At 34.0% G+C, this 25,461-nt stretch carries 25 protein-coding genes; 20 read left to right on the top strand and 5 right to left on the bottom strand.

Going from position 1 to position 25,461, the window contains the following annotated elements:
• Nucleotide 1: 1 nt before the first annotated feature.
• Entirely contained in the window at nt 2-1,180 is a 1,179-nt protein-coding gene (locus BM238_RS09000) for a trans-sulfuration enzyme family protein (RefSeq protein WP_090080034.1), read from the top strand.
• Nucleotides 1,181-1,191: 11 nt separating this feature from the next.
• On the top strand, nt 1,192-1,752 hold the full coding sequence (locus BM238_RS09005) for a serine acetyltransferase (protein WP_090080035.1): 561 nt from the start codon (nt 1,192-1,194) through the stop codon (nt 1,750-1,752).
• On the opposite strand, the gene BM238_RS09010 is transcribed toward BM238_RS09005, so the two are convergent.
• Nucleotides 1,749-2,852 (bottom strand): Pnap_2097 family protein, encoded by a 1,104-nt coding sequence (locus BM238_RS09010; protein ID WP_090080037.1) that lies wholly within the window; start codon nt 2,850-2,852, stop codon nt 1,749-1,751. The genes BM238_RS09005 and BM238_RS09010 overlap by 4 nt on opposite strands.
• A 229-nt stretch (nt 2,853-3,081) precedes the next feature.
• Between BM238_RS09010 and BM238_RS09015 the strand changes: the two genes are divergently transcribed.
• The 4 genes from BM238_RS09015 to BM238_RS09030 all read left to right on the top strand — a co-directional run bounded on the left by BM238_RS09015 (nt 3,082) and on the right by BM238_RS09030 (nt 6,829).
• Complete coding sequence (locus BM238_RS09015) at nt 3,082-3,750, top strand: carbonic anhydrase (RefSeq protein ID WP_090080039.1); 669 nt, start codon at nt 3,082-3,084, stop codon at nt 3,748-3,750.
• 13 nt (nt 3,751-3,763) lie between these two features.
• Nucleotides 3,764-4,063: a hypothetical protein gene (locus tag BM238_RS09020; RefSeq protein WP_090080041.1), complete on the top strand. Its 300-nt coding sequence runs from the start codon at nt 3,764-3,766 to the stop codon at nt 4,061-4,063.
• A 135-nt stretch (nt 4,064-4,198) separates the two neighbouring features.
• Nucleotides 4,199-5,794 carry a SulP family inorganic anion transporter gene (locus tag BM238_RS09025; RefSeq protein ID WP_090080042.1) on the top strand — a complete coding sequence of 532 codons (1,596 nt, stop codon included), beginning with the start codon at nt 4,199-4,201 and terminating at the stop codon, nt 5,792-5,794.
• Between the two features lie 138 nt (nt 5,795-5,932).
• The gene (locus BM238_RS09030; protein WP_090080044.1) at nt 5,933-6,829 is read left to right on the top strand and encodes a bestrophin family protein; all 897 of its coding nucleotides are present in this window, start codon (nt 5,933-5,935) and stop codon (nt 6,827-6,829) included.
• 2 nt (nt 6,830-6,831) lie between these two features.
• Here the strand turns inward: BM238_RS09030 and pth are convergent, their stop codons facing one another.
• From pth to mfd, 3 genes are read right to left on the bottom strand one after another with little or no spacing between them, the layout of a single operon-like run.
• The gene (gene pth, locus BM238_RS09035) at nt 6,832-7,395 is read right to left on the bottom strand and encodes an aminoacyl-tRNA hydrolase (RefSeq protein WP_090080046.1); all 564 of its coding nucleotides are present in this window, start codon (nt 7,393-7,395) and stop codon (nt 6,832-6,834) included.
• 8 nt (nt 7,396-7,403) lie between these two features.
• Complete coding sequence (locus tag BM238_RS09040) at nt 7,404-8,282, bottom strand: hypothetical protein (RefSeq protein ID WP_090080049.1); 879 nt, start codon at nt 8,280-8,282, stop codon at nt 7,404-7,406.
• Nucleotides 8,283-8,316: 34 nt separating this feature from the next.
• Complete coding sequence (mfd, locus tag BM238_RS09045) at nt 8,317-11,691, bottom strand: transcription-repair coupling factor (RefSeq protein ID WP_090080051.1); 3,375 nt, start codon at nt 11,689-11,691, stop codon at nt 8,317-8,319.
• Nucleotides 11,692-11,924: 233 nt separating this feature from the next.
• On the opposite strand from mfd, the gene BM238_RS09050 reads away from it, so the two are divergent.
• The 12 genes from BM238_RS09050 to BM238_RS09110 all read left to right on the top strand — a co-directional run bounded on the left by BM238_RS09050 (nt 11,925) and on the right by BM238_RS09110 (nt 22,693).
• On the top strand, nt 11,925-12,191 hold the full coding sequence (locus BM238_RS09050) for a hypothetical protein (protein ID WP_090080053.1): 267 nt from the start codon (nt 11,925-11,927) through the stop codon (nt 12,189-12,191).
• A gap of 64 nt (nt 12,192-12,255) precedes the next feature.
• Complete coding sequence (locus BM238_RS09055) at nt 12,256-12,609, top strand: hypothetical protein (RefSeq protein ID WP_090080055.1); 354 nt, start codon at nt 12,256-12,258, stop codon at nt 12,607-12,609.
• Nucleotides 12,606-13,214: a hypothetical protein gene (locus BM238_RS09060; protein WP_090080056.1), complete on the top strand. Its 609-nt coding sequence runs from the start codon at nt 12,606-12,608 to the stop codon at nt 13,212-13,214. Before BM238_RS09055 ends, BM238_RS09060 begins: the two co-directional genes overlap by 4 nt.
• Before the next feature lie 279 nt (nt 13,215-13,493).
• Nucleotides 13,494-14,996 carry a GH3 auxin-responsive promoter family protein gene (locus tag BM238_RS09070; protein WP_090080474.1) on the top strand — a complete coding sequence of 501 codons (1,503 nt, stop codon included), beginning with the start codon at nt 13,494-13,496 and terminating at the stop codon, nt 14,994-14,996.
• Nucleotides 14,997-15,015: 19 nt separating this feature from the next.
• Nucleotides 15,016-15,387, top strand: a complete 372-nt coding sequence (locus tag BM238_RS09075; protein ID WP_090080059.1) for a hypothetical protein — start codon at nt 15,016-15,018, stop codon at nt 15,385-15,387.
• Between the two features lie 98 nt (nt 15,388-15,485).
• Nucleotides 15,486-16,517 (top strand): SDR family oxidoreductase, encoded by a 1,032-nt coding sequence (locus BM238_RS09080; RefSeq protein ID WP_090080061.1) that lies wholly within the window; start codon nt 15,486-15,488, stop codon nt 16,515-16,517.
• A 9-nt stretch (nt 16,518-16,526) separates the two neighbouring features.
• On the top strand, nt 16,527-18,365 hold the full coding sequence (locus BM238_RS09085) for an ABC transporter ATP-binding protein (RefSeq protein ID WP_090080063.1): 1,839 nt from the start codon (nt 16,527-16,529) through the stop codon (nt 18,363-18,365).
• A gap of 69 nt (nt 18,366-18,434) precedes the next feature.
• Nucleotides 18,435-18,731 (top strand): type II toxin-antitoxin system HigB family toxin, encoded by a 297-nt coding sequence (locus tag BM238_RS09090; RefSeq protein ID WP_090080064.1) that lies wholly within the window; start codon nt 18,435-18,437, stop codon nt 18,729-18,731.
• 9 nt (nt 18,732-18,740) lie between these two features.
• Nucleotides 18,741-19,112, top strand: coding sequence for a helix-turn-helix domain-containing protein (locus tag BM238_RS09095; protein WP_090080067.1), 372 nt, complete (start codon nt 18,741-18,743; stop codon nt 19,110-19,112).
• Between the two features lie 66 nt (nt 19,113-19,178).
• Nucleotides 19,179-20,939: a DNA mismatch repair endonuclease MutL gene (gene mutL, locus BM238_RS09100; protein WP_090080074.1), complete on the top strand. Its 1,761-nt coding sequence runs from the start codon at nt 19,179-19,181 to the stop codon at nt 20,937-20,939.
• Nucleotides 20,940-20,943: 4 nt separating this feature from the next.
• Complete coding sequence (locus BM238_RS09105; RefSeq protein ID WP_090080076.1) at nt 20,944-21,699, top strand: rhomboid family intramembrane serine protease; 756 nt, start codon at nt 20,944-20,946, stop codon at nt 21,697-21,699.
• Nucleotides 21,700-21,709: 10 nt separating this feature from the next.
• Nucleotides 21,710-22,693, top strand: coding sequence for an endonuclease/exonuclease/phosphatase family protein (locus tag BM238_RS09110; protein WP_090080078.1), 984 nt, complete (start codon nt 21,710-21,712; stop codon nt 22,691-22,693).
• Here the strand turns inward: BM238_RS09110 and BM238_RS09115 are convergent, their stop codons facing one another.
• Nucleotides 22,694-24,211, bottom strand: a complete 1,518-nt coding sequence (locus BM238_RS09115; protein ID WP_090080080.1) for a GH3 auxin-responsive promoter family protein — start codon at nt 24,209-24,211, stop codon at nt 22,694-22,696.
• Between the two features lie 113 nt (nt 24,212-24,324).
• Between BM238_RS09115 and BM238_RS09120 the strand changes: the two genes are divergently transcribed.
• Together BM238_RS09120 and BM238_RS09125 are read left to right on the top strand one after the other, a co-directional pair.
• Nucleotides 24,325-25,038 (top strand): polyprenol monophosphomannose synthase, encoded by a 714-nt coding sequence (locus tag BM238_RS09120; RefSeq protein WP_090080082.1) that lies wholly within the window; start codon nt 24,325-24,327, stop codon nt 25,036-25,038.
• A gap of 29 nt (nt 25,039-25,067) precedes the next feature.
• Nucleotides 25,068-25,457 (top strand): DUF4296 domain-containing protein, encoded by a 390-nt coding sequence (locus tag BM238_RS09125; RefSeq protein WP_177205452.1) that lies wholly within the window; start codon nt 25,068-25,070, stop codon nt 25,455-25,457.
• The last annotated feature ends 4 nt before the right edge of the window (nt 25,458-25,461 follow it).

Consider the following 25,461-nt stretch of genomic DNA (forward strand, 5'->3'; position numbering starts at 1 on the left):
AATGAAATCAAAAAATTTTGAAACTATTGCGATAAGAGAAAATATTGAAAAATCGCCTCATAAAGAGCATTCAACACCGATATATTTAACTTCAAGTTACCAGTTTGACTCTGCGGAAGAAATGCGTGATCTTTTTACTGGGGATATTGAAGGTAATATTTACAGCCGCTATTCAAACCCAAACACGAACGAATTGATTGAAAAAATTGCAGGTTTAGAAAAAATGGAAAATGCCTGGTGCACTTCTTCCGGAATGGCTGCAGTTTTTACCACTTTTATGGCTTTGCTAAAAAACGGCGATCACATCTTATCATCAAGTTCGGTTTTTGGAAGTACGCATCAATTATTTTTTAATATTTTTCCAAATTACGGCATTACAACAAGTTACGCTTCAATTCATAACCTTGATGATTGGGAAAAATTAATTCAACCCAACACGAAAATTATATACGCTGAAACGCCTTCAAACCCTGCGTTAGATTTAATTGATTTAGAAGTTTTAGGAAAATTAGCAAAAAAGCATAATCTGATTTTAATTATAGATAATTGTTTTACAACACCTTATCTGCAAACGCCGGTAGATTTTGGTTGTGATATTTCAATACATTCTGCTACAAAATATATTGACGGACAAGGAAGAGGTTTGGGTGGATTGATTGTTGGAAGCAACGAGTTAATTGCAAAAATTGAAGCCTTTGCCAGACACAGCGGTCCGGCTTTATCGCCTTTTAATGCGTGGATGTTTTCTAAAAGTTTAGAAACTTTGGCGGTAAGAATGGACAGACATTGCGATAATGCTTTGGAAATTGCAGAATTTTTAGAAAAAAGTGAGTTTGTTGAGAAGGTAAAATATCCATTTTTACCCTCACATCCACAATTTGAAATTGCCAAAAAACAGATGAAAAAAGGTGGCGGAATGGTTACTTTTTACTTTAAAGGAAGCCTGGAAAAAGGAGTGAAATTCATCAATTCTTTAAAAATGTGTTCAATTTCCGCCAATTTGGGCGATACTAAAACAATTGTGACGCATCCGGCAAGTTCGACGCATTCAAAACTGACGGAAGAAGAACGAAATTCAGTTGATATTACTTACAATTTAATCAGAATTTCTGTCGGTTTGGAGAGTATTGATGATATAAAAGAAGATATTAACCAGGCTTTGAATGTGGCTTTTGCTTAATTATTTAAAAAATGACAGATCAAAAATACAGTATTATTCAAAAAGATTTCTTCCGTGAAAGCGGGAAATATCTTTCCAATTTTGAGATCTGGAAAAAATGTTTTAATCCGAATCTGCATTTTATTTTCATTTTGCGAAAAGCACAGAAACATCCTAAAAAATCTTTTGGCGGCATATTTTGGCGTGTTGTTTTAAGGCATTTTCAGATCAAATATGGCTTTCAAATTTATCCCGAAACAGAAATTGGAGAAGGTTTTTATCTCGGACATTGGGGTTTGTTGGCAATTAATCCAGGTGTGAAAATCGGCAAAAACTGCAATATTGCGCAAGGTGTCAGTATCGCGCAAGCAAATCGAGGAAAATTTATTGGAAGTCCAAAAATTGGCGATGAAGTTTGGATCGGTCCAAATGCTGTGATTGTGGGCGGAATTACAATTGGAAATAACGTATTGATTGCGCCAAATACTTATTTAGCAGAAAATGTTCCCGATAATTCTTTGGTTATTGGAAATCCTTGCCGTATTTTTAATCTTCACAACGCAACGGAAGGTTACATTAACAATAAAGTTTAAACTGTTCTTTTTTGCTTGATGGTGAAAAGTTTTGCCATCATTTTTCCATCGGATTCGCGGAATAAAGTTGAGCATAATTTTACTTTGTTGTCTGATAAATAATCCACGGAATTTAAAACATATTTTATTTTATCGCGGGAATCGCAATTGGCGTAATACATCACGTCGCGAAAAAGAGTGCAGTAATTTTCTTCCCATTTTTCCTCATTTTCAAGTGAACCAAAATATTGCAACTCGCAAAAATCATTGATGATCGGATAAGATGCAAAATATAAAAGTCCGACGCCGTTTAAGTCGTAGTAAGGATTTAAAGAATATTTAAAGGAAAATAATTCCGTTTCTGAAATATTGAAGATATAATCTTTGTAGAAAAATGTTTTTAGATCTCTTTTCTTAATTAACCGGTATTCATTACCAAAAATCGGAAATTCTGCAACCTGCGGAATATTACAAGTTTCCATCGTCGGTTGACTTTTGGCTAAACTTTTATTGTCGCCAGTAGATTTTCTCACAGAAAAACTGGTCATCATATCAATTTTAATTGATTTATTTTCAGATTTAAAATTGGTGTTGCTGAAAAACATTCCCATCCCAAAACGTGATAATTTTGCATCAAATTCGTATGGATCATTTTCCCGAAATTCACTTAAATTTCCAGTTCCGTCAATTCGAATTCTCACAAAAGTGGCGTAAAGTCGGTTTCCAATGTCATCTTTTAATTCAGAAGATGAAGTTCCCAAACCGTCGCAAAGTAAATCCCAATGCTCACTTCCGGCTTCTTTAAAAAGCCAGTTTTCCGAAAGTGCTTCAAGACACATTTGCGGCATGTTGATGAAATTTTGCTTTTTTACTGCTTTTTCAATAGTCTTTAAAACAGAAATTTCAGAAATTTGAGCACCAGATTTTTCAGCGTATTTTAAAATATCATTTAAACTTTTAAAAGAAAGCCAATCAAAATTTGGAATCATTTTCCCTAATTTATTTTCAATATCTACACGCATTGAGACAAGGTCAATACTATCAATATTTAAATTCTGAAAATCTTCGTTATAATTTTCAGCGCTTAAATTTGGTAAAATTCTTTCTATAATATTTTTCATTTAAATATATTTCTCTGCAAAACTATTAATCTCAAGCTGACTATTCTAATGAAATGATATGTTTTTATAGCATTTTTTGAAATAATGAAATTAATCAATATTAAATTTTCCCAAATAAGATATATAATAATTTAAAAATTATATTTTTGCACTATTATTGATTCAGTCTATTAAATTCGAAAATAAGATTAAACGAAACATATTATTAACCTTTAAATATTTTTAAATTATGTCACAATCGTATGATGGTATTTTCGAAAACAACAGAAAATGGGTAGAGTCCAGAATCAGTGCGGATCCTACTTTTTTCGAAGAATTAGCAAAAACTCAAACTCCGGAATATCTGTATATTGGATGTTCTGACAGTAGAGCGACAGCGGAGGAATTAATGGGCGCAAAACCGGGTGAAGTTTTTGTACACAGAAACATTGCGAACGTAGTAAACTCTTTAGATATGAGTGCTACAGCTGTAATTGAGTATGCGGTGCAACATCTAAAAGTGAAACACATTATAGTTTGTGGACACTATAACTGCGGCGGTGTAAAAGCAGCGATGACACCTCAGGATCTGGGTATTTTAAATCCCTGGTTGAGAACGATCCGCGATGTTTATAGATTGCACCAAACTGAGCTGGACTTTATTGCAGATGATGATCTGCGTTACGACAAACTTGTAGAACTTAATGTTCTGGAGCAATGCATTAACGTGATCAAAATGGCTTGTGTACAGGAAAGGTATATTTTAGAAGAGTATCCAATTGTGCATGGCTGGGTTTTCGATTTGAGAACCGGGAAGATCATAGATCTGGAAATTGATTTCGAGAAAGTCTTGAAAGATATCCAAAAAATCTACAATCTGAGCGAGGATCAATGGGTGATGAGTCGTAAAATTAAATAATTTTAATTTTAGAATGAAATTCTGGAGTATTTTAACATTGGTGATTTTTTTCAACTTTACAGCTTTGCCAAGCATTGCTGCTTTAGCTGGGTGGAAATTACCTTCTGCTAATATTACTGTGAACGAAGAAGAGTCTCATTCAAACTACTCTCCATTTTCTGTTAACGAAAAAGCCCTCCCAAAAACTTTAGATGTATTCGATTATCTTAAGTTTTTTGAGGCAGACCAAGAAGGTGTTGCATTTTTCCCTACAGATGATTCTCTTCATCTTGCACCTTTTTTACTTATTTTTTCTCCACCACCAAACGCATAGATTTTTAACTTTTCAGTAAAATTCATGACCATTCGGCTGTGAAAATTACGCTGTGTTCAAAATTTTTTTAAGAAGAATTTTAATTGATCTTTTGATTCAATTAAAATGTTCTGTTCATACGTTTTTTTTATTATAATGAGAAAATCTAAAACTTTGGTAGAGGGAATTAAAGAAAATTTCCCTTCAGGCCTTGTGGTCTTTTTGGTGGCGTTGCCATTATGTCTTGGTATTGCATTAGCTTCCGGCGCACCACCACTTTCCGGGGTTATTGCAGGGATTGTCGGCGGTTTAGTGGTCGGTTTTTTAAGTAATTCAAATATTTCTGTTTCCGGTCCAGCCGCAGGTTTGACGGCAATTGTTTTGACCGCAATTACTGATCTTGGTGCTTTTGAACTTTTTTTATGTGCGGGAATTATAGCCGGATTAATTCAATTGATTTTAGGATTTATCCGCGCGGGAAGCATATCCAGCTATTTCCCAAATAATGTAATTGAGGGAATGCTTGCAGCCATTGGAATTATAATCATCATTAAACAAATTCCACATGCTTTGGGTTTTGACAATGATTTTGAAGGGAATGAGGTTCTTTTTGCGAAAGGAATCAACTTTGGATATTTCTTTGAAAGATTTGGTGCCTTTCAGCCGGGCGCGATTTTGATCACAATAGTTTCCCTGTTAATATTAATCGCCTGGGACAAATTTCCGGCTTTAAAAAAAATAAAATTATTACCGGGCGCTTTGGTTGCCGTTGCTGTAGGAATTGCGATCAATGAAATTTTTCAGGCTTCAGGAAGTTCTTTAGCGATCGGAACCAAACATCTGGTTTCACTGCCGGTTCCTAAATCTCTGGATGATTTTAAAAATTTAGTGATCTTACCTGATTTTAATAGTTTTACAAATCCTAAAGTGTGGATTGTAGGCGCAACGATTGCGATTGTAGCGTCCATAGAAACTTTATTATGTATTGAAGCTTCCGACCGTTTAGACAGTCAAAGAAGAATTACTGACACCAATTTAGAATTAAAAGCACAGGGAATCGGAAATCTGATTAGTTCTTTTATCGGTGGTTTACCAATGACATCTGTTGTTGTACGAAGTTCTGCAAATGCAACGGCTGGTGCTACTTCAAAATCATCTTCTATAATTCATGGTGTTTTACTACTATTGTGTGTACTTTCAATACCTTTTATTTTAAATTTAATTCCACTTTCCACTTTGGCCGCTGTTTTATTAATGGTTGGTTATAAACTGGCAAAACCGGCGACTTTTAAACATTTCTGGAAACTTGGAAAATACCAGTTTATTCCTTTTGCTGCAACAGTTGCAGCAGTTGTGGCAACAGATCTGCTGAAAGGTGTTGGTATTGGTTTGGCAATTTCTATCTTTTACATTTTACAGGGGAATATGAAGCGGGCCTATTATTTAAGCAAAGAAAACTTAAATGATGCTGATGAAATCACTATAAAGCTCTCGGAAGAAGTTTCTTTTTTAAACAAAGCGTCCATCAAAAAAACAGTTAGAAATATTAAACCAAATTCCAAAGTGATTTTTGATGCACGGACAACGTCCTATATTGCAAATGATGTATTAGAAATGATTCAGGATTTTGCCAATATTCGTGCAAAAGAAGAAGATATCTCCGTTCAGTTGCTTGGTTTTAAAACTTCGTACAGAGATTATGAAAATGATCAGGAATCTCATATTCAGATCACGCACCGCCGAGCCATGTAAATTTCAATTTAAACAGATTCTTATTTTAAATTATCTTTAAGAATATTCGCTATTTTTGAATATAATTTAATAAACTAAAAAAACTTTCATAACAAACTTGATGTTTGAATGTGAGAAGTTTAAAATTCATCTCAATCTATGTTAATAAAGACAAAAATATACAACCAAATTCTCACGCAAACGTGGAAGGTCGATCTCATAATGATCTTTTCCTGTGCTGGCGCTTATTTTTTTCACGATCAGATCTTAGACAATAATCTTGATGTTCCAACGATCATACCCACGGTTCTTGGGACGGCCATTGCGTTTTTTATTGGTTTTAATAATAATCAGGCGTATGACAGATGGTGGGAAGCGCGGAAGATCTGGGGAGAGATCGTAAATGATTCCCGAACTTTTGCCAGAGATCTTCTTTCATATTCGAAAAAAAGCCCTGAAACTGACCATTTAATAAAACAAATGATCCTTCGACATATTGATTTTTTATATGCGCTGAAGCACAATTTAAGAGACCGGATGGACAAACTTCAATTACCAAATCTCTCTGAAAATGAGCGTCAGCAGGTCTTAAGGCAAAGTAATGTACACAACGCAATCTTATTTAACAATACAAAGGCATTAAAAAATATTTATGATAAAAAGCTTATCAATGACTTTGAATTTTTGCAGATTGATGCCATGCTTGTGAAATTTTCCAACGAAATGGGAATGAGCGAAAGGATTAAAAATACTATTTTTCCTACAACTTACAGCTATTTGACGAAAGTATTTATCTGGGTTTTTGTGCTTTCTTTTACGTTTGTGATATCGCCGTTTTTAAGTTATTACAGCATTTTTGTCGGTTGGCTGGTTGGTTTTGTTTTTGTTTCTACACAGATCAACGGGATGAATCTGGTGACGCCGTTTAAAAAACATCCTACTTCAATTCCGATATCTCAAATCACCAGAACTATTGAGATCAATTTACTTCAAATGCTGGAAGAAAATGATATTCCGGAGCCGACAAAACCGATCAATAAGGAATATATTTTATAGAATTATTTACCGTTAAAACCAGTCATTGCATTTTCAATTCCAGCGAAAACGAATGACAATGAGGCTTTAGAAAACTTCTCGATTCTTTCGGGGAGTTTTTCTTTTTCCTCGCCTTCCCATTTTCCCAAAACGTAATCGACTTGTTTTCCGGCAGAAAATTCAGCAGAAATCCCAAATCTTAAACGGGGATAATTTTGGGTTTGAAGTTCATTTGCAACACTTTTTAAACCATTATGACCGGCGTCCGAACCTTTCATTTTTAATCTTAAAGTGCCGAAAGGCAACGCCAGATCATCGGTAATTATTAAAATATTTTCTAAAGGAATATTTTCTTTCTGCATCCAGAATTTCACGGCATTTCCGGAAAGATTCATATAGGTATCCGGTTTTAAAATAAATACTTTTCTGCCTTTGTATTTTCCTTCAGCTAAAAGTCCAAAATTGGAAGATTTGAAAGGTACTTCAATCGTTTCAGCCATTTTTTCAGCCACTTTAAAACCAATATTATGGCGCGTTTCTGCGTATTCTTCACCTTTATTTCCTAATCCTACGATAAGGTATTTCATCACTTTACTTATAATTTTTTATATTGGTAAATGTAGTATTCACCATCAGAACTGGATGCTTTAGTTGCATAATTGTCTGTATCATATTCGTAAGTTATAGTGGCAGTAGCGGTACCGTTGGCTTGATCTGTAACTGTTTGATTTACTGGGTTATTTAATGAATTGATATAACCTGTTTGCGGAGAAAGACTGCTAAAATACAACGAAAATTCTTTCGGCAATAAACTGAAGGGTGCAAATTTCGCATCATAACCATAAGAACTGGTTGCAGCATCCGGACTTATTATTAAATCACCCGTCGTAGGATCATATAGCCCGATTTTAGTGACATCTTTTGTAATATTATTTGCTGTAGTTTCATAATTATCTTCTAGATAGGATTTTATGGAAACGGAAAATAAAGAAACAGTACTGATAATAACTGTTTTAGCCAAATTTGCTCCATTAAAAGTATAACTGGTTTCCAGATTACCAAAACCTGTAATATCACTGGTTACTTTTGACAGAACATTTCCATTATAAGTAAATACCGAGTTGACAGCGCCAGGTGCAGAAATTCTGGAAATTTTATTAGAACTGTTATATTCTATATTCAATCCATTACCTGCTTCATCAGTATAGCTTACGAATCTATTATTAACATAATTAAATGTAACCGTAGCATCTTCAAATTGTCCGGCATCATTCAAAGTATGTGAAGTCATTTTGACTAAAACTTTCCCGGTCATCGAAGAACCGCCGCCACTTCCGGAACCACCATTTCCGCCAGATCCACCGTTTTGATTAACTCCCAGAAGTAGATCTCCATCGTAATCCACTAAACTTGAACAGGATAAAGAAAACGCAGAAATTAGCACCAATAAAAAAAAAGAATATATTTTTCTCATTCTAAAAAATTTTTACAAAAGTAATCGAAAATTTTTAAACCAACATAGGATTTAAAATCCTTTCCAGCAAAGCATTAACCTCATCAATATGCTCTACATTTTCTTTCCGCATCATGAGTTGATTGCCATCCGAAGTATGTTTTTCCTTTAATTTTGCCTCGTGCTGGTTTCTGCTTAAATAATTAATGATGTGTTTAAATCTGTCACTTTGATAAAATTTATCTTGAGGATTTGGCGGAAAATAACCCAAAAATACACCATTTTTTACCACAATTTTATCAAAACCAATTTCCTCCGCGATCCATTTCAATTCAACTGATTTTAAAAGATTGACGGCTTCTGATGGCAAACTACCAAAACGGTCTTTCAGGTTTTTCTCGAAAATTTCCATTTCCTTTTTGTTTGGAATTTCTGCTAATTGCTGATATAAAGTCAATCTTTCTTCCACAGAACTCACGTAATAATCTGGCAACATTAATTCTAAATCGGTGTCAATATTAACGTCTTTTGTTGTTTTAAATAATTTTTTACGGTCGTCTTCATTTTCAAAAAGATCTTCAAATTCTTCGTCGTCCTGCAATTCTTCCAGGGCTTCCTGCATGATTTTTTGATAGGTTTCAAATCCCATTTCATTAATAAAACCACTTTGTTCACCACCCAAAAGATCGCCTGCGCCACGAATTTCCAGATCTTTCATCGCAATCTGAAAACCACTTCCCAAATCTGAAAACTGTTCAATCGCTTCTAAACGTTGTCGCGCATCGGAAGTGATCATATCAAAAGGCGGCGTTATCAAATAACAAAAGGCTTTTCGGTTGCTTCGCCCCACTCTACCGCGCATTTGATGTAGATCTGCCATTCCAAAACGCTGTGCATCATTGATGAAAATCGTATTCGCATTCGGAACATCTACTCCACTTTCAATGATTGTCGTTGAAACCAACACATCATATTTTCCTTCCATAAAATCCAGAACATTACGTTCTAATTGCTTTCCTTCCATTTGTCCATGACCTGTAATTACTTTAGCATCAGGAACTAAGCGCTGAATTAATCCTGCAATATCTTTTAAATTTTCAATTCTATTGTTAATAAAATAAACCTGTCCATCCCGTTGAATTTCATACGAAACCGCATCACGAATAATTTCCTCAGAAAAACCGATTGATTGCGTTTCCACAGGCTGTCTGTTTGGCGGTGGTGTTTTAATTACCGATAAATCTCTCGCAGCCATTAAGGAAAATTGCAAAGTCCGTGGAATTGGCGTCGCTGTCAAGGTTAAGGTATCAATTGACGATTTTAAATTTTTCAATTTATCTTTTACGGCAACTCCAAATTTATGCTCTTCATCAATAATTAAAAGTCCTAAATCTTTAAATTTTACCGCACTTCCAGCCAATTGATGTGTTCCAATAACAATATCAATTTTTCCATTTTTTAAACCTTCAATCGTTTCGTTTTTTTGCTTTGTCGAACGAAAACGGTTCATATAAGAAATCGTAACCGGAAAATCTTTCAATCTCTCCGTAAAACTTCGATAATGTTGAAATGCCAAAATCGTCGTCGGAACTAAAATCGCGACTTGTTTTCCGTCAGTTGCTGCTTTAAAAGCCGCACGAATGGCGATTTCCGTTTTACCAAAACCAACATCACCGCAAATTAAACGATCCATAATCGTCTCTTTTTCCATATCGGTTTTCACGTCAAAAGTCGCCTTTTCCTGATCGGGCGTATCTTCATAAATAAAACTGGCTTCCAGTTCATTTTGAAGGTACGTGTCTGGAGTATAAGCAAATCCTTTCGCAGATTTTCGCTGCGCATAAAGTTTAATTAAATCAAAAGCGATTTGTTTAACTTTCGCTTTTGTTTTTTGTTTTAATGATTTCCAAGCCGGCGAACCGAGTTTTGAAAGCACAATTTCCCGACCGTCCGGCCCATTATATTTTGAAATTTTATGCAAAGAATGAATGGAAACATAAAGCAGATCGTTATTTTTATAAGTTAATTTAAAACATTCCTGTACTTTGCCATTATTATTGACTTTCACCAAACCCATAAATTTCCCGACGCCGTGGTCGATGTGCGCAATAAAATCGCCGACTTTTAAAGACATCAGATCTTTTAAAGTCAATTGTTCACTTTTGGCAAAATTATTTTTAGCCTGAAATCTTTGGTATCGATCGAAGATTTGATGATCTGTGTAAACTAAAAGTTTGTGCGCATCATCTACAAAACCTTCGTGCAATTCAGATTTAAAACTTTTAAAAGGCACATTTTTTTCCAAAGATTGAAAAATACTTTCTAATCTGTCTTTCTGTTTTTCCCCGGAAAATGAGATCCAAATGTCATATTTTTCCGCTAATTTTTCTTCTAAATTTTCCGTTAAAAGTTCGAAGTTCTTATTAAAAGAAGGTTGCGAAGTTTGCTGAAATTCTATATTAAAATAGTCTTTTGTAAAGGTTGAATTGGCAATCGAAACAAAATCAATCTGCGTTAATGGCTTTAAATCTTTTTCAAATTCTTGCTCTGAAATAAATAATTCCGAAGGTCTTTGATGCTTTATATCTTTATTTAAAGTCTCAAATTTTTCTTCTGCTTTTTTAAAAAACTCTTTAATTTTCAACGCCCCAAATTCCAAATTTTTAGATAAAATAAAAGAATCTTTTGGCAGCAATTCCAACATTGAAGTTTTAGACGAAGCCGTCGCCGTGCTCATATTTGAAACCAGTTGAAAACCTTCTACTTTTTCTTTGGAAAGTTGTGTTTCAATATCAAATTTCTTGATGCTTTCGATTTCATTCCCAAAAAAAGTAATACGAAATGGTTGCTCATTAGAAAAAGAAAAAACATCTACAATTCCGCCACGTACGGAAAATTCGCCAGGTTCTGAAACGAAATCTGCGGGTAAAAACTGATAATGATTTAGCAATTCATCAACAAAATCAAAATCCAGTTTATCGCCCACTTTTAAAGTGTGAGAAATAGCGCTGAAATCTTCTTTTTTAATCACTTTTTCTGCAATCGCCAACATCGGTGAAATAATCACTTTTGGCGATTTTTCAGTTAAAATTTTATTTAAAACTTCGGTTCTTAAAACCAGATTGGCGTTCTGGGTTTTCTCAATTTGATAAGGTTCAAGATGTGTTTGCGGAAAATAGAGAACATTTTCTTTGCCCAAAAGTTCTTCTAATTCTGTGGTAATGTAAAGCGCCTCTTCCTTATCATCAACCAAAAAGAAAATATTTTTTTTCTGTGTTAAAAATAATTCAGCCGTAAAAAGTGAAGTCGCCGAACCTGCAAAACCTTTGACAGAAAGTTTCTTTTTATCTAAATTTTTAAAGATCTCTTCTGCAAAATTGTTCTTTAATAGATGCGGAAGAAGGCTTTCCTGAATGGATTTTAAGATCATATTTTAAAATAAATTATACCGAAATTTTAAATTTATAAAAACGGCAAAAAACGATTTCGAGATTTCCCCGAGACCGTTTCTAAAGTGCAAATTTACAATAAATTTAAATTCTTGAAAAAGAGAAGAAACATAAAAAATGCAATTATTAAAATTTGTTAAAGTTTAAAATCCAATATTTTGGATTGATTTTTATTCTAACTTTACTTTATAATCAAACACTAAAATTCCTCAAAATGAAAAAATTATTAACCGCATTGTCCGTAGTTTTATGTCTAAGTTTTGCAGGCGCACAGCAAACTGCACCTTCTTCAACGTCTAAAATGCAAAAAATGAAGCCTAAAACAGGGGCTAAAATGGTAAAACCTGAGAAAAAAATGATGGCTGCAAAACCTGCCATTTCTTCGGGTGTGAAAATGAAAAAAGACGGCACGCCGGATAAGCGATACAAAACGTCGCAACATCTTAAAAAAGACGGAACGCCGGACAAACGCTATAAATAAAAATTCCTTTTTTATAAACCTTACAACAATAATGTAAGGTTTTTTTTATTTAAATTTACCGCACATGAAATTTCTTTTTATTTCCCTCTTTCTTGTGCTTTGCAGCTGCAAAACCAATGGTGATGAGCAGGCCAGAGCGTACATTGAAGGAAAAATAACCACGTCACTTTCAACAAATCTCGTAGAACTACAGCTGAAGAGCGAAAATGTCCTCATATCAAAAACAACATTAGACCCTTCGAAAAATTTCGTTCTTTCCGGGCCGCTTTTAGGGAAAACATTTTTTTTGGTCAGCAATCAAAAAATCAAAAAATTCACAGCAAGCGCAATCCTAAAAATCAGCAAAGACTCTTTGATACTCGAGTTTCCTGCTGGGAAAACCTATATCAATGATCTTGAATTAACATTAAATAAATGAGGAAATTTTATTTATTTCTAATATTTCTGCCCTTATTTTTTTTAAGTCAAAAGAAAAAACCGATTGAGATTTTAGGTTCACTTGACGGAAAAGTGCTGGTGATGAAATCATTTGGCAACAATCAATACAACAAAACTTTAGAACCTTTTGTAGGTTTCGGTTTTGGTCTCAATTTTCTCACCAATATTAAAAACTTCGGCGTAGGTTTCAATTATTTTCTTCTAAAAGCCAGCGGAAAACTTGATCAAATCAACGTTTTTGGCAATCTCAGCGCGCCACAGATGAGCCTTTATGAAGCAAATATTATCCACCAAAATAAACTCGATGAAGAACTTTTGGTCGAAGAATTTGTCGGTTTAAGCGTTTATCGCGTAAAAAGCAAATACATTTCTTCCTCACAAAATTATTTGCAGGGCAATAACGGTTTCAATTTAGGTTCAAATTTAGCTTACACACTTGATCCTGAAGGTTTTCAACAAATTTATTTGGGCGCTAAATTCAATTTTTATGACGCAAAAATCATCAATGAAAACCCTGAAATACAGAAATTCTTTTCACGCGCTTACTTTGCTTCCTTAATTTTAGGGTACAGATATAACTTTTAAAATTTTTATTTTGGCAGACATTTGACTTTGTCGAATGTTCATTTTATATTTTTTATGGCAGCATTTGACTGCGTCGAAAGCTTATTTTTTATTTTATTTGGGCAGACATTTCCGCCTTCCGTTCCCGCTTTTTTCTATTCCGCTTTGTTTCATAGAAAAAGAGCTCCACTCAAGTCGGGCTGCAAAGTTTCATTATTCACAAGTTTTTTTTAACGACAAATCTATTTCACATTTTGAAGACTGCGACAATTACCGAAAACTCTGTATTTTTGTAAAATGATCGGAAAATTTATAAAGAAAACGCTGGCAAAGATCTGGGCGAAAAACCACGTCCGAAAATCTCAAGATTTTAAAAGCAATGCACTTGAAGATCAACAGGATTTACTATTAGATTTAGTGAAAACTGCCGAAAAAACTCTATTTGGCAGAGAACACCAATTTGAAAATATCAAAACAATTGAAAATTTTCAAAAACAAGTTTCAGTTTCAGATTACGAAGATTTAAAATCTTACATCGAGCGCACAAAAAGAGGGCAAGCCAATATTCTTTGGCCCGGAAATCCGGAATATTTTGCAAAAACTTCCGGCACAACTTCCGGCAGCAAATACATTCCGATCTCAAAAGAAGGAATGCCTTTCCAAACCGATGCGGCGAAAAGTATGCTCTTTCATTACATCAACCAAAAAAATAATGCTGATTTCGTCACCGGGAAAATGATTTTCTTACAGGGAAGTCCAAAACTACAAGAAGAATTTGGCATAAAAACCGGTCGACTTTCCGGCATTGTTGCGCATCATATTCCAAATTATTTACAAAAAAACCGTCTTCCAAGTTTTAAAACCAACGAAATTGAAGACTGGGAAAAAAAAGTGGATCAAATTGTTTTGGAAACCGAAAACGAAAACATGACTTTAATTTCGGGAATTCCGCCGTGGTTAATTATGTATTTTGAGAAATTAATTGAAAGAAATGGTAAGAAAATAAAAGATCTTTTCCCCAATCTTCAATTGATAATTACGGGCGGCGTCAATTATGAACCTTACCGTGAAAAAATGGAAAATCTTCTTGGTGGAAAAGTAGATATTTTACAGACATTTCCCGCAAGTGAAGGTTTCTTTGCCTTTCAGGATGATTATAAAAAAGAAGGACTTTTATTACAAACCAACCACGGAATTTTTTATGAATTTATTCCATTAGAAGAATACGGAAAGGAAAATGCAACGAGATTAACGTTAAAAGACATTGAACTTAATAAAGATTACGCGTTAATTTTAACCACAAATTCCGGGCTTTGGGCTTATTCCATTGGTGATGTTGTAAGATTTATTTCAAAAAAACCTTATCGGATTTTGGTAAGCGGAAGAACGAAACATTTTACGTCTGCTTTTGGCGAACATGTGATTGCGTTTGAAGTCGAAGAAGCGATAAAAGCGACAGTTTTAAAAAATCCTTCACAAATTACAGAGTTTCATTTAGCGCCACAAGTTACTCCAGAAACAGGTAAATTGCCTTTTCATGAGTGGTTTATTGAGTTTGAGAAAGAACCTGAAAATTTAGATTTGTTTAGAAAAACTTTAGACACAGAAATGCGACAGCGAAACTCTTATTATGATGATCTTATTTCCGGGAATATTTTACAGCCTTTAAAAATTGTCAATTTGCAGAAAAATGCTTTTCATGATTACGCAAAATCCGAAGGAAAATTAGGTGGACAAAATAAAATCCCGCGTTTAGCAAATGACAGAAAAATCGCAGATTTTTTAGAAAAATTTGGAAAGTAGAAACTCTTATATTTATCAAATGAAAAATATTATAATAATTTTGCTTTTGCTTGCAACGGTTTCTTGTGCATCAATTAAATATAATCTTTCTCAAGATAAAGGAAATTTTTCTGAAATAAAAGCCGGTGAGAAATATTCTGTTTTTGATTTAAAAGATAATAAATCAATTATAAATGTAACTTCTATTCAAAATGACAGCATTATTGGAACAAATAAAGATCAAAGAGTTTCAATTGCTAAAAAAGATATTAAAGACATTGTTAAAAATCAAACCGGCGCAACGGTAAAATTAGCTACCGTTGGTGCGGCCGTAATTTATGGTGCTTACGTAATTTTGAAAGGTGTTAAAGACACTGCTGAAAGTATCGGAAGGGCACTTCCTCCTTTATAGTTTTTAGAATTGATCTCAACTTTTAAATAATCGTAAAATATTATTTGAGCAAACTTTGCATAATAGTTGATACTGTTATTTAAAATCATTAAACTATTATGGAAAATATAAATAATTTAGGAGATCTTCATGGGAAAACAGTCGTAATAACTGGAGGAACAAGCGGCGTTGGTCGTGCTGCGGCAGAAGCTTTCGCTTTGGAAGGTTGTAATATTGTAATCGCTGCGCGCGGACAAGAAGGCTTGGACGAAACTGTGAAATTATGTCACGATTTGGGCGTTGTTGCCCTAGGTGTCTCCACCGACGTTTCAAAGTTTGAAGATGTAGAAAATTTGGCAAATTTAGCCTTGCAATTTAATGGCAGAATCGATATTTGGGTAAATAATGCTGGCGTAATGGCAAGCGGGAAATTTGAAGATGTTCCGGTGGATGCTATGGAACAATTAGTTAAAACTAATCTTTTAGGTTACATGCACGGTGCTCACGCAGTGATTCCGATTTTTAAAAAACAAGGCGAAGGGGTTTTAATAAATAATGTATCGATTGGTGGATTTATGCCAGCGCCATATTCTACTGCCTATTCCAGTACAAAATTTGGAATAAGAGGAATGGTTGAAGGACTTCAGGGTGAACTTTCAAACGAACCGAATATTCACATTGTTGGTTTGTATCCAGGAATTCAAAAATCTACGGGGAATTTACATTCAGCAAAATATTCCGGTTTAGATTTTAAAATACCACCTTTTTCCGTTGACCCGAGACAATTAGCTTCAGAAATGGTTAAAGCCGCAAAAAACCCAAGAAAACAAATTATCACAGACGGTTACGCAGCAGTTATGAAAATTTTATATGGCATTTTTCCGCATACAATTATCAATACGGCTTCTTCACTTCTACGTTTAGCAATGAAAAAAAATACAGATACAAACACGAACGGAAATATTCTGCATTCCTCAAATGAACCTCATCGGATTTACGGTGAAATGGCAATTCCTACACCATCAAGAGGCGCACAAAACGCAATGATAGGCGCGGCGGGAGTTGCAATCGGATTGATTTTATTTAATATGGTCAAAGGTGAAAGCAAGAAAAAAGATAAAAAATTATCTAAAATTAAATCCATTAAATAGCTAATTCTTTTGGCAAGATCCATCCCAACTTCAATTTCTGAAAAAGGAAAAAAAACCAGTGTACAAGATTCGTTTAAAGCCTTAAAAACAATACCAAGGTTTTTTAAAGAAATTTATAGAAGCAGTCCAACGCTTTTTTTCATCAATTCATTAAGCCGCTTATTTAACGCTTTTACGCCCGTTGTCATTCTTTGGGTGGGAAAAATGATCATTGACGAAATCATTAAACAAGTTTTTGCGACTGATAAAGATTTCACACAACTTTGGAAATATGTTTTAATAGAATTTGCTGCCGCAATTTTATCCGATCTGTTGGGAAGAGTTATCAATCTGACAGACGGTTTGTTGGGCGATCTTTACTCAAATGCGTCATCAGAGAAGATTATCAGAAAAACGGCGGAATTGACAATTGCCCAACTCGAAGAGCCTGAATTTTACGATAAATTAGAAAGAGCAAGAACGCAGACAAATAGTCGCGTCGATTTAATGAGCAACGCTTTAGGTCAAGCCGAAAGCATGATTTCTATGGTTTCATTAATTGCTGGTTTGGTATATTTTGAACCGATTTTGATCCTGATTTTAATTGTTAGCATTATTCCGTCATTCATTAACGAAGCAAAATTTAGTTCCACAAGATATTCGTTAGCGAGAAGTTGGACTTCCGAACGCCGCGAATTAGATTATTTAAGATTTATCGGCGCCAATAATCAAACTGCGAAAGAAATTAAATTATTTGGTTTGACTGATTTTATCGCCGAACGCTTTAAAAATCTTTCGAGCGACTATTATTTAATTAACAAAAAACTCTCTTTAAGACAAAGTTTTTACGGCTCATTATTTAATATTTTAGGCGTTTTAAGTTATTACGGCGCTTATGTTTATATTATTTTGCGCGTACTTTCCGGCGGAATTACAATCGGTGAGTTAACTTTTCTTTCCGGCTCATTTAATAGATTACGAACAAATTTGCAAGGATTCTTTTCAAGATTTACGAGAATTTCAGAAAGCGCACTTTACCTTCAGGATTATTTTGATTTTATTGATTTAAAAATTGAAAAGACGTCAGAATTAAAAACGGAAATGCCGAAAATAATTAAAGAAGGTTTTGTTTTAAATGATGTTCATTTCGCTTATCCGGGAAGTGAAAATGAAGTTTTAAAAGGTGTTTCTTTTAAAATGAAGGCCGGAGAAAAAATGGCTTTCGTAGGGCAAAATGGTGCAGGAAAAACTACTCTAATTAAATTATTTCTGCGCTTTTACGAACCAACGCAAGGTGAAATACTTCTTGACGGCATTAATATTAATAAATTTGATGTTGATGAATATCGCAATCGTTTTGGCGTGATTTTTCAGGATTTCTTTAAATATGAATTCACTTTAAGAGAAAACATCGCGGTGGGAAATATTTATGAAGTCGAAAACGATGAAGTTATAAATTACGCCGCAAGTAAAAGTCTCGCCGAACAAGTTGTTTCTGAAATGACCGACGGTTTGGAACAAAGATTGGGACGGCGATTCTATAAAGGCACAGAACTGAGCGGCGGACAATGGCAAAAAGTCGCATTGGCGCGCGCTTATATGAAAGATGCGGATATTATGGTTTTAGACGAACCGACAAGCGCACTTGACGCACAAGCGGAATTTGATGTTTTTGAACGTTTTATCGCTTTAACAAAAGGAAAAACCAGCATTATAATAAGTCACAGATTTAGCACCGTTCGAATGGCAGACCGGATTTTAGTATTGCAACACGGGAAAGTCTTAGAATTGGGGACACATCAGGATTTAATGGCAGACCCGAAATTGTATGCGGAATTATTTGCTTTGCAGGCTGCGGGATATCAATAAAAATCATCAGTGTTGATAAATAGTTCTTTATTTGAGAACTATTCGTATATTTGTTAAAGAATTGATTTAATGAAAAGAATTATTGCTAAAAGTACACTCCGAGAATTTTGGGAAAAGCACGCTGATTCTGAACAATATTTAAAAACTTGGTACGAAACTGCAAAAAATTCAAAATGGTTTTCGCCAAATGATATCAAAGAAACTTTTATCAATGCAAGTATTCTAAAAAATAGCAGAGTAGTTTTCAATATAAAAGGAAATTCTTACCGACTTGTTGTTAAATTTAATTACGAAAAACAATGGGCTTTTATTCGATTTATCGGGACACATTCCGAATATGATAAAATTGACGCAGATAATATTTAAAAAAATAAGATGAAATTAAAACCTATAAAATCTGAGCAAGACTATAGAGATGCTCTTAAATACTTAGAAATCATTTTTGATGCACCAATTAATACAAAAGATGGAGATGATGCTGAAATATTGTCGATGTTAATAGAAAATTACGAAAATATCCATTATCCAATCGATGCGCCAGATCCAATAGAAGCCATAAAAATAAGAATGGAAGAACTTGATTTGCGCCAAAAAGATTTAATTGGAATTCTTGGTGGAAAAAGTCGCGTTTCAGAAATTTTAAACCGCAAGAAAAAATTGACGGTAGAAATGATCCGTGATTTAGAAAAAAAACTGCAAATATCTGCGTCTGTTTTGGTTAATAACTATCAATTGGAAGTTATTTAAAACCCGATTTCCCAATAAATTTTTTTACCAACTTCCTTATTCTTACTTTTGTGAGAGTTTTTATTTATGCACGATATCATTCAACTTTTACCTGATCATGTAGCCAATCAAATTGCCGCGGGAGAAGTCGTGCAAAGACCTGCTTCTGTGGTGAAAGAATTGATGGAAAACGCCATTGATGCGAAAGCGAGCAAAGTTGAATTGATCATTCGCGAATCTGGGAAAAACTTAATTCAAGTGGTTGATAATGGTTTGGGAATGTCTGAAACCGATGCAAGAATGGCGTTTGAAAGACACGCAACTTCCAAAATAAAAACGACAGAAGATATTTTCAAAATCATCACCAAGGGTTTTCGTGGTGAGGCTTTGGCTTCAATAGCCGCGGTTGCTCAAGTGGAATTAAGAACAAAAAAAGAGGAAACCAAAACCGGCACCAATATTTACATTGAAGGTGGCGGATTTCAATTTCAAGAGCCGATTCAAACTTCGGATGGATCGAGTTTTTCCGTTAAAAATTTATTTTATAATGTTCCTGCACGACGGAAATTTTTAAAATCAAATACTATAGAATTTCGTCATATTATTGATGAATTTCAGCGCGTTGCTCTGGCGCACGAAACGGTAGAATTTGAAATGTTTCACAATGATGAACCAATTTTTAGATTGCGAAAAGGCACGCAGATGCAAAGAATTGTGGATATTTTCGGACGGAAAATTCACAGTTTATTGGTTCCCATCAAAGAAGATTTAGGTTGGGTAAAGTTGGAAGGATTTGTGGCAAAACCAGAAGGCGCAAAAAAAATTCGTGGCGAACAGTTTTTGTTTGTAAATGGCAGATTTTTTCGCAGTCCATATTTAAATAAAGCCGTACAAGAAGCCTTTGAAGGTTTACTTTTACCAGGATATATTCCATCTTTTTTTCTTTATCTCGAAATTAATCCCGAAAAAATTGATGTTAATATTCATCCACAGAAAACGGAAGTAAAATTTGAAGATGAAAATTTAATTTTCGCTTTAATGCGTTCCACGATAAAACGTTCGCTTGGAATTTATAATGTCGCGCCGAGTTTAGATTTTGATAAAGATTCAAATGCTTTAAATCTTTCGCCTTCACGAAATAATATTCATTTTAAAAATCCGGAAATTTCTGTTGATAGAGATTACAATCCTTTTGCGTCGGAAAGTAAACCGTCGTCTGAAGAAAAAATAGAACTCACAGAATTTTACAAAAATAATATTTCAACAGCACCTTCAAAAATCAATTTATTTGAGGAAGAAGATTTTGAAGAAGATCTCATGCGACTTCCAAACGGCTATTGGATCTTAAATAAAAACGGCAAAACTTTAATGCTCGATTTAGGAAGAATTCACCGTTTGGTAATTTTAAGCCAAAATAAATTTAAAAAAATAAGTGGCGTAAGTCAGGCTTTGCTTTTCTCCGTGGAATATTTTATGAATGAAATTGAGAAAGATAAATACCGTTCCATTAAAAAATATTTGCCTGGTTTAGGCTTTGAAATGGTGATTGCACATGAAAATGTTTTGCGTGTCAACAGCATTCCCGAAGGTTTAAAAGAAAGCCAGGTCATTCCTTTTTTAGAAAAGATATTTGAGATTTTAGACTATAAAACCGAAGAAGAATTTGTACATTTTTACCAGTACCAATGGAATAAAATGCAGGGAAAATCGCGATTTGATTTTATCTACAAAACCGATGCAGAATTATTAATTAAAGATTATCAGAATTTAGGATTTCCAGAATTTTTACCTTCCGGCAAACGTTGCTTTTATGAAATTTCATTAGAAGATTTAGAAAACAAATTTTAAAATTATGTTCCCGAAACTAACACCAATTACCAAAAATATTATCATTTTAAATGTCATCATTTATGTGATAGCCAATTTTATTTACCCCAATTTATATCCACTTTTTCAGGCTTATTTTCCCCTTTCACCTAATTTTCATTCATGGCAAATTATTACGCACATGTTTATGCACGCGCCTTTAGGACAAGGTTACGGAATTATGCATATTCTTTTTAACATGATGACTTTGTGGAGTTTCGGACCAGTTTTAGAACAAATAATGGGCGAAAAAAAATACGTTATTTTATATTTTGTAAGTGGATTGGCTGGTTTTGTTTTATTTAATCTTTGGAATTACTACGAAATTCATCAGTTGATGACATCGCTAACAAATGAAGGTGTAAATGTGGCAGAAATTTTTCAAAAAGCAAATCTTCATTATTCTGGCGACATGAATATTGCCGCAAAAACACCTCTTGCAATTGCCCAATCTCAGCAATTATATGGAGAATTAGTGAGTCCAATGCTTGGCGCTTCTGCCGCAATTATGGGCGTTGTTGCTGGTTTTGCAACATTATTTCCAGATTCAAAATTATATATGATGTTCATTCCAATTGGTATTAAAGCAAAATATATGGTGATTGGTTTTGTAGTAATTTCCTTTTTCCTGCAAATTACTGGCAGAACTCTAGGAATCGCCCATTTCGCCCATATTGGTGGCGCAATTGCAGGTTTTTTAATTGCGAGGCATTTTGCGAAAAACCGTTATAGAATTAATTAGTTTTAAATAAATGAAAATTTTAAGATTTGTATTCCTTTTAATTCATTTGGGAATAATTACGCTTTTGTTGGGCAATTTTTTAAATATTTACGTTTCGCCAAAAACAATTCCTTATTTAAATTTTCTGTCGCTGGCTTTTCCTGTGTTAATGATCTTAAATTTAATTTTGATTCTCTTCTGGATATTATTATGGAAAAAACGTGCTTTCTTTTTTATCATTTTAAGTCTTTTTTTAATAAAACCTACAAGCAGAATTATTAATTTTAATAAAGAAAAAAAAGAAAATGCAAACCTGAAAATTATTACTTTAAATGCACACGCAGGTGATTTAGGCCGAAAGAATATAGAAGATTTTATAGATAAAGAAGATCCGGATATTTTGTTTTTGCAGGAAGCGGGACCGATTTCTAAACCGTATAATTTTAAAAGTTTAGAATATAAAAAGACAGAAAATATTGTTTTTTTCTATTCAAAATACTCAATCTTAGACTCCAAAGACTGGCTTCCAAAAGATAACGCGCATGTAAAATCTTACGATATAAGTATCAGAGGAAAAATTTACAGATTTATAAATATCTATCTGGAGCCATTTTACCTCAATAAATCAATGGTAAAACCTAGTGAAAATCAAGATATTAACGAAGATAAATTTAAAAGTTTGATCAAAACGATGATCCCTGCTTTTAAATCCCATCAAACACAGGTCGCAGAAATCAGAAAAGCGGTAGACAATTCTCCTTATCCGGTGATTATGGCGGGCGATTTTAATTCTGTGCCTAATTCTTACGAATATTATCACGCTGGCAAAGGTTTGCAGGACGCATTTGAAGTTGTCGGAAGCGGCAGTGCGACAAGTTTTCACGACTGGAAATTTCCGATAAGGATCGATTATGTTTTTGCATCGAAGGAGATCACGCCAATTAGTTATAAAGTTGATCGCAGCACAAGATTATCGGATCATTTTCCGGTGATCGCAACTTTTAAAATTAAATAACTAAGATATATTTTTCTTAAGTAAAGGTTCAAGATATTCGCGGTCATTGCTGAGTCTTGGGACTTTATTTTGTCCTCCCAACTTACCGCGCTCAGCCATCCACTCGTAAAACAGTTTTGGTTTCGCAACATGAATTATTGGTTCAGAAAGTGTCATATTATTGTACCTTTTTGCCTCATAATCAGAATTTGAAGATTTTAATTCTGCATCAAAAACTGCTGTGAATTTTTGAAGATCTTTTGGCTTTTCTATAAATTCAATAATATATTCATGTGCGCCAGATTTGCCGTCTTTCATAAAAACAGGCGCACCGGTAAAATCTAAGATACGTGAATTTGTGGCTTCGCATGATTTTGTCAAAGCAGATTCTACGTTGTCGATCATCAATTCCTCCCCAAAAGCGTTGATGTAATGTTTCGTCCTGCCGGAAATTTTGATTCTAAAAGGATTTAAACAGGTAAATTTAATAGTATCGCCAATTAAATAACGCCACAATCCGCCATTTGTCGTTATTAAAAGTGCATAATTTTTATTAATTTCAACATCTTCCAAATGAATAGTTTTTGGGTTTTCTTTGCCAAATTCGTCCATTGGAATAAATTCGTAAAAAATGCCATAATCAAGCATTAGAAGCATTTCTTCACTTTTATAAACATCTTGAATGGCAAAAAAACCTTCTGAAGCATTAAAAATTTCGTAATAACGAATATCTTTTCCGATCAGTTTTTTATACTCTTCGCGATAAGGTTTAAAACTAATACCGCCGTGAAAAAAAACTTCCAAATGTGGCCATAACTGAGAGATACTTTCTTTACCGGTTTCCTTTAAAATCTGTTGAAGCAAAACCATCATCCAACTTGGAACGCCAGTAAAACTTCCAACTTGTTCCTTTGTCACTTCATTTACGATCGCTTTTAACTTTGTTTCCCATTCAGACATCAAAGAAATTTTCTTACTTGGCGTGGTCGTAATTTCTACCCAAAAAGGTAAATTTTCAATAATTATGGCAGAAAGATCTCCGAATTTTGTATTAAAATCCTGGTACATTTCTGCACTTCCGCCTAATCTTAAATTTTTATGCGTAAACAACTCATTTTCCGGATGGTTGTTCGCATAGATTGCGACCATATCTTTTCCGGCTTTCAAATGGCAATTTTCTAAACTTTCATCCGAGATCGGGATAAACTTACTCTTGGCGTTTGTTGTACCTGATGATTTTGCAAATCTTTTGATGTGTCCGGGCCAAAAAATATCTTTTTGTCCCTGTCTTGCTTTTTCTATATATGGTTCAAAATCCTCGTATGTAACAATTGGGACTTGATTTTTAAAATCATTGTAGGAAGATATATCTTTAAAACCATATTTCTTGCCATATTCTGTGTCTTTGGCGAAAAAAAGCTGGCTAAACAAAACACCTTTTTGTGTTTCTAAAGGATGTTCTTTAAAATTATTGATCTGGTCAATGCGTTGCCGAATATACCAGTTTACCACAGAATTAAAAAGCGCTTTAGTTGCCATATTTACAAAAGTAATAAATTTTTTTTTCTACTTTAAGATTAATTTAACGCGGATAAATCTTTGGAAATTAAAAGTTTCAAATCTTATATCTATCTTTGCGGACTTATAGTAAAATGAAAAAACTCGTCATCATCCCCACTTTTAATGAAAAGGAAAATATTGCCGCAATAATTTCCGCTGTTTTACATTTAAAGGAAGATTTTCATATTTTGGTGGTTGACGATTCATCGCCCGATGGCACGGCACAAATTGTAAAAAATTTACAGGAAAACGAACCCCATTTATTTTTAACAGAGAGAAAAATAAAAGACGGTTTGGGCAAAGCTTATCTTCATGGATTTCGCTGGGCTCTGGAAAATGGTTATGATTTTATTTTTGAAATGGATGCCGATTTCTCTCATAATCCCGAAGATCTTCCGAAGTTATTTGATGCGTGTAAAAGTGCAGATATGGTAATCGGATCCAGATATTCTAAAGGTGTAAATGTTGTCAACTGGCCGATGTCAAGGGTTTTATTGTCTTATTTTGCTTCAAAATATGTGCGTTTTATTTTAAGAGTTCCTATTCACGACACGACCGCAGGATTTGTTTGTTTTTCAAGAAGAGTTTTAGAGGGCATCAATTTAGAAAAAGTAAAACTTAAAGGTTATGGATTTCAGATTGAAATGAAATTCAGGGCTTATGAAAAAGGGTTTAAAATAGTGGAAGTGCCTATAATTTTTACGGACAGAACGCGCGGTGAAAGCAAAATGAATGGCGGCATTATAAAAGAGGCTGTTTTTGGTGTTTTAAATTTAAAGTTTAAATCTTTAATCGGTAAATTATGAAGACCCCGTTGATAAATTTAAAGGGAAATTTGAAAAAAAATAATTTCCAGCCGAAGAAGATTTTATTTATTTTATTGGTAATAATTCTAAATTCCTGCGCACAAGCGGTTAATGAACCAAAAAATTTAATTTCACAAAAAGAAATGAGCAATCTGATTGCAGAATTTGCCCTGGCAGATCAAATGACGATCTTAGCTCCAACCGCGAATGTAGAAACTCAAACCAGATTTATTTTAAAACAACATAAGATAAAGGCAAAAGATTTTCAGGAAAGTTATACTTATTATACCGGCACGAATAAATTAGATAAAATTTTTAGCGACGCACAGGAAACTATTTTTGACAAAGACCCGAAAGCGAAAGATTTTATAGAGAAAAAATTAAAAGACAACCCGCTTTTACCTGGAAGCGGAAGATAAAAAA

Source organism: Halpernia frigidisoli (assembly GCF_900113805.1).
GTDB classification, from domain to species: Bacteria; Bacteroidota; Bacteroidia; order Flavobacteriales; family Weeksellaceae; genus Halpernia; species Halpernia frigidisoli.

What these genes read in the sequence shown, in the direction of transcription:
- BM238_RS09015 (WP_090080039.1), top strand. Translation starts at nt 3,082, where the DNA reads ATGTCACAATCGTATGATGGTATTTTCGAAAACAACAGAAAATGGGTA.
- BM238_RS09075 (WP_090080059.1), top strand. Translation starts at nt 15,016, where the DNA reads ATGAAAAATATTATAATAATTTTGCTTTTGCTTGCAACGGTTTCTTGT.
- BM238_RS09055 (WP_090080055.1), top strand. Translation starts at nt 12,256, where the DNA reads ATGAAATTTCTTTTTATTTCCCTCTTTCTTGTGCTTTGCAGCTGCAAA.
- BM238_RS09010 (WP_090080037.1), bottom strand. Translation starts at nt 2,852, where the DNA reads ATGAAAAATATTATAGAAAGAATTTTACCAAATTTAAGCGCTGAAAAT.
- BM238_RS09020 (WP_090080041.1), top strand. Translation starts at nt 3,764, where the DNA reads ATGAAATTCTGGAGTATTTTAACATTGGTGATTTTTTTCAACTTTACA.
- mutL (WP_090080074.1), top strand. Translation starts at nt 19,179, where the DNA reads ATGCACGATATCATTCAACTTTTACCTGATCATGTAGCCAATCAAATT.
- BM238_RS09000 (WP_090080034.1), top strand. Translation starts at nt 2, where the DNA reads ATGAAATCAAAAAATTTTGAAACTATTGCGATAAGAGAAAATATTGAA.
- pth (WP_090080046.1), bottom strand. Translation starts at nt 7,395, where the DNA reads ATGAAATACCTTATCGTAGGATTAGGAAATAAAGGTGAAGAATACGCA.
- BM238_RS09105 (WP_090080076.1), top strand. Translation starts at nt 20,944, where the DNA reads ATGTTCCCGAAACTAACACCAATTACCAAAAATATTATCATTTTAAAT.
- BM238_RS09095 (WP_090080067.1), top strand. Translation starts at nt 18,741, where the DNA reads ATGAAATTAAAACCTATAAAATCTGAGCAAGACTATAGAGATGCTCTT.
- BM238_RS09040 (WP_090080049.1), bottom strand. Translation starts at nt 8,282, where the DNA reads ATGAGAAAAATATATTCTTTTTTTTTATTGGTGCTAATTTCTGCGTTT.
- BM238_RS09115 (WP_090080080.1), bottom strand. Translation starts at nt 24,211, where the DNA reads ATGGCAACTAAAGCGCTTTTTAATTCTGTGGTAAACTGGTATATTCGG.
- BM238_RS09025 (WP_090080042.1), top strand. Translation starts at nt 4,199, where the DNA reads ATGAGAAAATCTAAAACTTTGGTAGAGGGAATTAAAGAAAATTTCCCT.
- BM238_RS09050 (WP_090080053.1), top strand. Translation starts at nt 11,925, where the DNA reads ATGAAAAAATTATTAACCGCATTGTCCGTAGTTTTATGTCTAAGTTTT.
- BM238_RS09080 (WP_090080061.1), top strand. Translation starts at nt 15,486, where the DNA reads ATGGAAAATATAAATAATTTAGGAGATCTTCATGGGAAAACAGTCGTA.
- BM238_RS09110 (WP_090080078.1), top strand. Translation starts at nt 21,710, where the DNA reads ATGAAAATTTTAAGATTTGTATTCCTTTTAATTCATTTGGGAATAATT.
- mfd (WP_090080051.1), bottom strand. Translation starts at nt 11,691, where the DNA reads ATGATCTTAAAATCCATTCAGGAAAGCCTTCTTCCGCATCTATTAAAG.
- BM238_RS09005 (WP_090080035.1), top strand. Translation starts at nt 1,192, where the DNA reads ATGACAGATCAAAAATACAGTATTATTCAAAAAGATTTCTTCCGTGAA.
- BM238_RS09030 (WP_090080044.1), top strand. Translation starts at nt 5,933, where the DNA reads ATGTTAATAAAGACAAAAATATACAACCAAATTCTCACGCAAACGTGG.
- BM238_RS09120 (WP_090080082.1), top strand. Translation starts at nt 24,325, where the DNA reads ATGAAAAAACTCGTCATCATCCCCACTTTTAATGAAAAGGAAAATATT.
- BM238_RS09090 (WP_090080064.1), top strand. Translation starts at nt 18,435, where the DNA reads ATGAAAAGAATTATTGCTAAAAGTACACTCCGAGAATTTTGGGAAAAG.
- BM238_RS09060 (WP_090080056.1), top strand. Translation starts at nt 12,606, where the DNA reads ATGAGGAAATTTTATTTATTTCTAATATTTCTGCCCTTATTTTTTTTA.